7 protein-coding genes and 1 riboswitch are annotated in these 9842 nt (G+C 29.7%); all 7 genes read right to left on the bottom strand.

Going from position 1 to position 9842, the window contains the following annotated elements; all coding sequences use genetic code 11:
• Window positions 1–611: 611 nt before the first annotated feature.
• The 7 genes from AB2369_RS07940 to AB2369_RS07910 all read right to left on the bottom strand — a co-directional run bounded on the left by AB2369_RS07940 (window position 612) and on the right by AB2369_RS07910 (window position 9580).
• Entirely contained in the window at window positions 612–944 is a 333-nt protein-coding gene (locus AB2369_RS07940; RefSeq protein WP_367665945.1) for a HesB-like protein, read from the bottom strand.
• 337 nt (window positions 945–1281) lie between these two features.
• Window positions 1282–2634: a VWA-like domain-containing protein gene (locus tag AB2369_RS07935; RefSeq protein WP_367665944.1), complete on the bottom strand. Its 1353-nt coding sequence runs from the start codon at window positions 2632–2634 to the stop codon at window positions 1282–1284.
• Window positions 2635–2645: 11 nt separating this feature from the next.
• A complete protein-coding gene (locus tag AB2369_RS07930) occupies window positions 2646–3767 on the bottom strand; it encodes an AAA family ATPase (RefSeq protein ID WP_367665943.1) in 1122 nt (373 codons plus the stop codon).
• Between the two features lie 16 nt (window positions 3768–3783).
• A complete protein-coding gene (locus AB2369_RS07925; RefSeq protein ID WP_367665942.1) occupies window positions 3784–4566 on the bottom strand; it encodes a hypothetical protein in 783 nt (260 codons plus the stop codon).
• A gap of 441 nt (window positions 4567–5007) precedes the next feature.
• Window positions 5008–5952: an alpha/beta fold hydrolase gene (locus tag AB2369_RS07920; protein ID WP_367665941.1), complete on the bottom strand. Its 945-nt coding sequence runs from the start codon at window positions 5950–5952 to the stop codon at window positions 5008–5010.
• 404 nt (window positions 5953–6356) lie between these two features.
• Window positions 6357–8120, bottom strand: coding sequence for a Na+/H+ antiporter NhaC family protein (locus AB2369_RS07915; protein ID WP_367665940.1), 1764 nt, complete (start codon window positions 8118–8120; stop codon window positions 6357–6359).
• Window positions 8121–8230: 110 nt separating this feature from the next.
• A riboswitch (Lysine riboswitch) is annotated at window positions 8231–8405 on the bottom strand.
• Window positions 8406–8788: 383 nt separating this feature from the next.
• Window positions 8789–9580, bottom strand: coding sequence for a GTP pyrophosphokinase family protein (locus tag AB2369_RS07910; RefSeq protein ID WP_367665939.1), 792 nt, complete (start codon window positions 9578–9580; stop codon window positions 8789–8791).
• Between the last annotated feature and the right edge of the window lie 262 nt (window positions 9581–9842).

The raw sequence follows: 9842 nt of genomic DNA, 5'->3' as shown, positions 1-9842 counted from the left end.
AAATAAAAGTGCTACTTCTCACCGTGAAAATAACAAAAGAAAATAAATTATAAATTATTAAAAGTTCAGTATTATAAGTTAGTTTATAATTTTTTTCACTTGTAAAAAAGGCATAATATTATATAATTTAATTATAATACAATAAAAGGAAGAGGAGGTAAATATGTTAATCAATATTCCTATTAAGGTTAAGAATATCAAACATAACTTTACCATGTTAGCGGACATATTATATTCTAATTGGTCTGGCTATAGATAAAAAATGAAATTCTTATTAACTGATAAATATACTTTACTCTATATCTTTCTGCAAATAATTTTTTTATTTTGCATAGTTAAAAATTCTAAAAAATTAAAATATAAAAGCGCTATCTTTTATTGTATTATATTAATAATCTTTAATTATATATATCTAAGTTTAAATTACCTATTAAAATAAAAGAGTCATAGAAAATTCTATGACTCTTTTTTTATAGAACGAATCTTCCTTTAGATGATGTTTTTTCAACCATCTAAAGGTTAGATGAGTTAATCTAGGGGTGTAGCAACTGTTATCCCCCTTCGGGGTGTTACAGTTCCTAGCCATCAGATAAAATTAATTTAAGTGCTGATTACTCTCCGCAACCTGATCCGCAGCTTGAGCATCCGCCGCTCTCTTCTTTTTTAAGTGGATCAAGCATTAAGCCTCTTCCATTTTCAGCTTCGCAAGTTATTTCAAATCCTTCGAAGTCTTCAACTAAGTCTTTCTTTACTAAGAAAGTTATATCCTGAACCTTTTCTACAACGTCATCTTCTTTTTGTTCATCCTGAACAATGTTAAATACTGGGCCGCCTCAGCCCATGCCTGCTAGATTAATTCTTATTGTATAGTTAGGAACATTATTTTGATCTAGCACTTCTTTAAACTCATTGTAAGCTACATCGCTTATCTTTATAGCACTCATTAAAATCCCTCTTTTCTTCAAATGTTAAATAAAAATATTTATTTATTATTATATCACAATAGTATTATTTAATATACTGATAATCGTAATACAGTCTATTGGTTTTTTCAATAGATTTATTTTATTATATAATAATCATTATTTAATGTCAAAATAAAAAAAAGCCGATTTCCCCAAATCAGCTTTTTAGAAAGGAAGTACAGTTTCTTTAAAGTTTACTCTAAATATATTTTACTTATAAATTCCATAGAATACAATAAGTTTTATTAGAAAACATAATTATTGCTATTGAATTTTCTAATAGTAAACCTTCCATCTATAGAAGATATTAAATACCCTAGCATATCCACTCTCTAGTATTTATATCTTTAAGCATATCTCTGGCTACCCTTATTCCTGTTACATTCTTATTTTCATAGCAGGAATCCTGGCTTTCTTTAAGCTTTAATACTTTTCCATAGGACTTTTTTAAGGATAACTCTTTTCCTTTTCCAGTTAAAACCCAAAGAATATTCTTATTTAAAGGTTTCACTGATAGTTCCTCTTCTCCCATACCATCAGTAAAATAGACTATTAAATGATCCTTAAATCCATTTTTGTTAGCATAATTAAACAATGGGGAAAAAGCAGTTCCACCTCTTCTATCTAATTTAGGTTTTAAATCTTTTTTACCCTTAACCTTATATACTCTTCTAACCTTATCATCTACCTCTGCCACAGTTATTTCTGCTTCATTATTTTTTACTATGCCAAAAACTTCTCTTAGTATTTCTTTAATTTCCTCATCACTTATACTTCCACTTATATCAATAGCTATGAGAATCTTGCCTATATGATCTCTAAGTCTTCCTCTAAGGTCTAATCTCTCTGGCTGTCTTCTATCTTTCCTTGTAATGGTCTTTTTATAGCCACCCTTTTCTACCTTTATGATTCTTTTTAAATAGCTACTCCACTTTATTTCTGGCTTTTCCCTAAGAGCTTTAAGTATTAATTCTAGCCCCTTAGGAGCATTATCTCCCTTATAAGCATTTAAAGCATTTTTCTTACTTAATTCCTTAGAATCAAAATCTTTATTAAGCCAACTGTCATGGACTTTATCCATATGAAAATCCTTATCTAAAGCAGGAGATTTAGAGTCTTTCTCTATTTTATCTAAAGCCTTTTGTATCTTATACGCATAGGTCTCCAGTGATTCATCTTCTTTGAGCTCTGCATCTATACTCATATTTATGCTATCTATCCTATGACAGAATCCAGGTAATCCTTTTATAAATTGGTTAACAGATACATCCATAGATAGATTAACTACTAAAGGAATATATTCATTCCTCAAAACATGAATTCTTGAATAATGATCATACATTATATGAAAAATTTCATGTTTTATAAGGGCACACATTTCTCCTTTTGTTAGATTTAAAAACTCCTTAGCACTAAAAGTCATTATATAATTATTTAAACTCCCTCTAGTTTCTATAGGCCATGATAAATTAAGAGATACCTCTCTTTTTATTTGTATCATAAATAACCCAAAAAAGTTATCTTCTCCCTCAATTAAAGAAAGAGTACATTTTTCTACTAAAGTTGAAAACTTTCTTTTAAACTCATTATTAATATCTTCCTTTTTATTAAAGGAAAGTGCCTCTAGAAGAAGCTCTCTTCTTAAATTATCAAAGGCTGTGTATTCCATATTATCACCTCTTAATAACTTTCAAAGAATACCTGAATAAATGTATCACAATCTAAGAATTCTCCATATAAAGAATCCCTATAATCACTTCTTATTTCTCTCATTATTCCAATTCTAAGATCTACCGGATAAAGCTTTAACATCTCTGAGAAAGTATTTATATGCTCCTCATTATGAGAAAAGTCATTTAAATAAACCAGGGAGTTCTTAGCTATTACATACAACCTTGAATGGCTTTCTCTCTTTAAATTATCTCTAACATCATTTGGTATTATAGGATTACTAAATAGCTCCTCTGGAGTTACAGCTAATGCTTTATAGTTTTCAATGAATCCCATAAAGTCTTGTGCAATAGCTGACCCTACATTACCCTTTACCACATTATAAAATATCTTAGCTGGATACTCTTCTTTATTATCTGCATATATATTATAAGCTTTTGATATTCTCTCCCAGCTTCTTGGAGTAGCCTTTACGGTTTCCTCTCCATGAGGGGTATGAAGATATTTAGGGAATAGGGATATAAATTCTAGTATATGAGGATGAATCTTTGCCTTTTTACTCATTCCCCACTTTATCCATTCCTTAGCGTCTACCTCCATTTCCACCCATACAAATCTATCCTCTTGAGCTGGATCCATATCTACAACTTCATACTCACTATCTTCAAAGGCATCATATTTATTTGAAGGATTCATAGCAGCCATTACTAAAACTCTAGGATTTAATTCATAGCCATTTATTTCTCTATTTAATATAAGATTCATTAATTCTTGTTGTACTGCATGGTCACATCTATTAATTTCATCTATAAATAATAGGATTTTACCATCTTCATTATTCTTTAAATACTCATTTATAGAATGAAGCTTTGTATGTACTGCATACACTGTTCTCTTTTTCTTCTTTTTAATATTGTCTACAGTAGTTTCATAATCTTCTACTGTTGGAAGTCCACCTATTTCACCTTCCTTTAAAAGATTGGCATCTATAGTAATAAGTTTATATCCCTCTTTCTCACTTAAAAGTCTTGCAAGGGACGTTTTTCCTATACCACTTTCACCTATTAATAGGGGTACATCCTTACTTTGTAATATCAATTTTACTGTAAGTAGTGCTTCTGAGTATTTCACCTTAAAAACTTCCTTTCTACATAGATAACTTATAATCTACCACAATCTTTTTAGCATTTTTACTTCCATACTTATATATAAAATCTAACTTATCCATATCTAAAATTTCTAAGTTTAGAAAATCTATAATATATTTCTTATTTACATCTTCACGTCCAAGTACATACATTAAAACTTCATCCAGCCATATAGGTTCTACATCTTCATGAATGTATTTAACTATATTTATATTTGCTTTTAGGAAGGCTTTTATATTCTCTTCTCCACTTACCTCTACATAAGTTATAGCCTCTTCATTTTCTCTAATTGCTTCTACTTGAGCTTCAAAGGAAGGATTATTTATAAACTTTATAGCTCCCCAATAATTTTTTATAGCCTCTATTTGTACCTTAGTAGTAGGATTTTTTATGTGTTTTATAGAATCATAATCTTTTTTTACTGCCATTATCATTTCTTTCTCTGAAGGATTTTCTATATATTGAATAGCCCATCCCTTCATATTAATAGCTTTCTCTTTAACCTCATCACTTGGATTTTTTATATACTTTAATGCATTCCAAGAAGCTGTAACTGAAAGTATAGCAGCTTCTTCTGAAGGATTTTCTATATATTCAATAGCTAAAGCATTAGATTTTATTGCTTCCATTTGAATATCATAGGTTGGATTATTTATGTATTGAATTGATGCTCCGTTCTTTTTTACTGCTGCATATTTAAGTTCATCTGAAGGATTTTCTAAATTTTTTATATAAAAAGGATTATCCTCAATCATCCTTAAGTATAGTTGTTCTTTCTCCATAATTACACCTCTAATTAATAAATATTATTAATTGATATTGATTATACAATAAATTATAGCATACAATTTAAATATTTGCTATGGATTTCGTTATAAAAATCCCTAGGAAAAAGTAAAGAGATGGTAAATAAATACCAACCCTTTATCTGATTCTTTACATTATATTATTAATCTATTTTACATATATATTAAGAAATTTATATACTTTTAAATTGTTTATTCTAATTCCTAAATTTACTATGTTATTTCTACTTTTTATTTTTCATAGGCTGAATCTTACTTTCAGATGGTGTTCTTTCAAACCATTTAAAGGTTAGATAAGTTAATCTAGGTGCGTATCAACTGTTATCCCTTACCTTTTAGAGGATGGGGTGTTACAGCTCCTAGCCCTCAGATAAAATGAATCTTCCTTAAGATTGTGTTCTTTCCACCATCTGAAGATTAAATAAAATCAATAATATACTTTAATACCTCCTCCTTAGCTTCAGGATCTATAACCATAGTATGCTTATATGGTGTTTTAATTACTTTTATATTTTTATTTACTGCTGATAGATTGTCCATTTTTTTCAAGATAAACTCGCTGTATTTTTTTAAATCCTCCTCACTTACATCCTTTAAATCTTTTACTGCTTCTTTTGTTAGTCCAAGGGCTTCTGGATTACTCTTAATCATAGAAACTACTTGAGATAAAGAAGGTACCTTTGCATCTGGATCTCCAAAATAATGTTTTGGATCAGATCCTATAAATAAGGTCTTATTTTTAGTATCATAGGTTTCTTCAATATCATTGTTATAGGATAAATCCATAAATTTAGAAAAATCATCAAAGGTAAGCCCTGTTAAAGGATTATACTCTAAAATCTCAAATAATTTTCTATCCATATTAAACTGCTCTAAATCCTTAAAGTTATAGTGAGCCCTATCTAGTAGAATTACTCTCTTAGAAATCTTAGGATATTTCTCTTGGAACATCATAGCCGTATCTGCCCCAAAGGAATGTCCTACTATGTAAGCTTTCTTTACATTATAGTAATCTAAAACTGCTTTTATGCTGTCTAAGTGATTATCCCAGGTAATAGAATCTATTTTCCCACTGTTCCCATGATTTAGCATGTCCATAGTTATTGTCATATAAGGATTAGAGGGATTATTAAGGAACTCTCCACTTTGTGAACTTCCTCCAAGCCCATGTAAGTATATTATTGCCTCCTTGGTTTTATCTGAATAATTATATGTCTTTGTATAAAGGTTAACCCCCTCATATGCCACATAGTTTTCTACGGTCTCTCCTCCTTTATTATCTCCTTTGCTCTCTGAAATTAAGGTTTTTGCCCCTAAAACACCTATAATTAATACTAAGATAATTGATATAATTTTTTTCATAGTTTCCTCCTAAAATATGTAATATATTATTTTCCTTTTAAGTTTATCATATCCATATGCATTTTTTAATTGCTATAATAAAAAAATTATAGCATCACCATTTTCTAAATATTATCTCATTCCTTTTAGATTTTACTTTGAAGATAAAAGTTAATATTATAGCTTTGCTGATTCTAGAGATAAAATTCCTAATACAAATAAAAAATTCTACTGTAAGTTTGAATTGGAAAATGAAGAATAGATTGAAATAAATTTTAAAACAAGTAAAGATTTATTATATTTTTTCAGAATTCTGTTACCAGAGAGAGTAACGAAAGTTTAATTTATAATTTATATCTTCCTAGAATATTAATTTTTATATAATATAAAAGGTCTACGCTAAAACTCTAACGTAGACCTTTATATTAATAAGTATTTAATTCTTTCTCAGCTTCATATATATGTTCTGAATTATTTTCATCCACAGGCTTACCTACAAAATATACTACTGCCCCAAGTAATATTATAGATAAAGGAAGAACTATGTATACCGGTACCCCAAAGGATACAGGTATATATCCTGCTATAACTGAGAATATAGCGACCACAATTGCATATGGCATTTGTGTTTTAACATGATCTAAAAAGTCACAAGAAGCCCCCATTGATGATAAAATAGTAGTATCTGATATTGGTGAACAGTGATCCCCAAATATAGCACCAGTAAGTACTGAACTAGTTGCTATAACTATAAAATTATGGTCTGGAAGTATGCCATGAGCTAATGGTATTGCAAGAGGCATAAGTATTCCCATAGTTCCATAGGATGTTCCAGTAGCGAAGGATATTATAGCTGCTAATATAAATATTATTCCTGGTAATAGATAATAAGGTATGGTATCAGATAATATTGATACTAAATATTTAGCTGTTCCTAAATCCTTTATTACTGCACTTAAAGACCAAGCAAGAAGAAGTATAACCCCTGTCATTATAAGGGACTTCATTCCTCCAACCCAAGTTTCTATAGCTTCATCTATTGTAAATATCTTTTGTCTTACTCCCATAATCATAGCCACAACTGAGGAGAGTAAAGCTGCTTGAAATAGAACAATTGATGCATCGGATTTTCCAAAAGTAGCTTGTATTGAATTCAATGACAATGGAGAACTTGTAAGTGCAATTTTTAAAGCCTCATCTTCTCCATTAAATATTGCAGTATATCCATTATAGTAGAACCCTAAAAATGCTCCTATTATTAAAACTCCTATAGGAATTATTGCATTCCATATGCTTAATTTCACTCCTTCTTTAGGTTCTAACTCATCTATTTCATCTGAACCCATAGGATTCGATCCATCTCTTACTACCTTTCCAGTAGTTCTTGCCCTTTTTTCAGCCTTATGCATAGGTCCAAACTCTTTAAGGAAAATAACAGTAAAAACTATAAATGCAAGTATTAATATATTATAAAATCTAAAAGGTATAGTTTCTATAAATATTCCAAAAGCATCCACACTCTCATTAGAAATTGATGAATAGGCATCTTTAATTAATGTAAGCTCATATCCCACCCATGTAGATATTACCGCTATACCTGAAATTGGAGCTGCTGTTGAATCTATTATAAAGGATAACTTTTCCCTTGAAACCTTCATTTTATCTGTCACAGGTCTCATTATAGGCCCAACTATTAATGAGTTAGCATAATCATCAAAGAAAACAATGAGTCCTAAAATCCAAGTTATAATTTGGGCACTTACAGGTCCTTTAGCCTTTTTAGCCAAAGCTTCTGCTACCGCTTTAGTTCCTCCCATTTTTCCAACAAGAGAAATTATCCCCCCTATAGCTAAAACTTGAAGTATGATTCCAGCATTCCAAGGATCAGCTAGGGATGTTAATATTTTTTCACTGAAATCTAAGAATGATAATACTAAAGCCATAAAAGCATTGTGAGATATTATATTTATAAGGAATAATCCAAGAATTGTCCCTAAGAATAAAGAAATTACAACACTCTTTGTTATAAAAGCAAAAGCTATAGCAATAAGTGGTGGTAACACAGTTAAAAACCCTAAGGATGCTGCATTACTAGATGCCTTGTCTACTTCTGCTCCAAGTGCAGGATATGAAATAATAACCGTTAAAAATAAGACCATTAAAAATATTCTGTTAAAATTTTTTCTCATAAAAAAATCCTCCTTTGAATTTTAAGTAGGAGGAAAACTATAAACGTGAATCAACGCAAAAAAGCCCCAAGGAGCTCTACTCGGGGCTTATATACGCATAATAAATAAAACCACGTGATAGTCCTCCACAAACGAATTTGTGACAACCTTATATATATTCTATATAAGGCCAGCTATATAACCTTAAAGCGTCAGTTATACACTTCGGCAATACTTCCTTTCCCCTTACTTCATAGTGCTTTCCTCCATAAGGTTACTCTTAAGCATCGCGCCTCTATCTACTCTATTTAGAGATTATTAAATTTTTGTTATGTGTATATATTAGGATAAATTCTTGCAATTGTCAATATTTATTTTCAAATTTATTTTATAGGGTTTTTAGCTTGAATCTTAACTTATACATGTACTTAACTCCTTTAAAACCTTGGAGTTTAAGTAGTGAATAAGATAAGTTTTGAATCAAAAACCCTATACTTATAGAACTTCAAGTTTGGATCTTAACTTATCCTTTCATTAATCCCTTAAAGATTATAGATTCTAAGTAGTGTATAAAGTAATTTTTCAGTTGAACATTATAATAAACTATGTCAAAACTCAATCCTTGAATAGGCTTTAAGTAATGATAGCTAGTGATTTAGTTCCAATTATCATATGCTTTATCTAATATACTAGTCTCTAAATTTCTCTACTTCTTTTTTTATTCCCATTAAAAGATTATTAAGCTCCCATACTTCACCTTCTTGTATGAGCTTATTAAGTTGACTTTGATATCTTGAAGCCTCTGCAGTTTTTCCAAGAGATATAAGTGTTAGTATGCTATTTATTATACTAGATATAATATCTGACTTAACCTCAAATAATTTTTGTGCATCCTTAATCTCTTCTTTTATTTCTCTCATTTCCTCATCTAATTTATAAGCAGCATCTGCAGCACTTTTAAGCTTTACTGTAAGTTCCTTTGGTATATGTTGTTTATATTTATAATTCAAAGAATGTTCTATGGTTGCCCAAAAGTTCATAGCTAATGTTCTAATTTGAAATTCTGCTAATATTACTGTTTGACCTTCTGCCATATTCACCGGATATTTTATTATGATATGATAGCTTCTGTATCCACTTTCCTTTACATTAGTCACATAGTCTTTCTCATACATAACCTGCATATCTTTTCTACTTCTTATAAGTTCTACTACTTTTTCTATATCATCAACAAACTGGCACATGATTCTAATACCAGCCACATCTTCTATTTCATATTGTAATCTATCTAAAGGAATACCAAACTTATTTGCCTTCTCAAGGATACTAGATATCTCCTTCACTCTTCCAGTTACAAACTCTATAGGAGAATATTCATTTTTTCTTCTGTACTCTTTTCTTATAGCCCTAAACTTTACTTTTAATTCCTCCACCGCTTGTTCATAAGGTGTTAAGAAAGTCTTCCACTCTTTTATAGCCATTTTCCTCACCCTTTACTTGTTTCTCTATACATTATATCAAATATATTATACTAACAAAAACCATTTTTGTGATATAATAAACCATATATTATAAATTTATGTAAGCCTATTAATCGAGGTGACTTATGGATAAAAAACCCAATGACACACATAGTATATTCTCGGGATTAGAAGAACTAGGGTTTAAAGATATTAATATTGGACTATATGATAAGGAAACTAAGGATAAAACTAAAAATATAGAAGAAACAAAGCCTACTCC

The sequence above is a fragment of the Clostridium sp. genome, from assembly GCF_040797585.1.
In the GTDB taxonomy this organism is placed as follows: domain Bacteria; phylum Bacillota; class Clostridia; order Clostridiales; family Clostridiaceae; genus Clostridium_Z.
The sequence above is the reverse complement of the archived record's forward strand: the minus strand, read 5'-3'. Positions and strand labels throughout refer to the sequence as shown.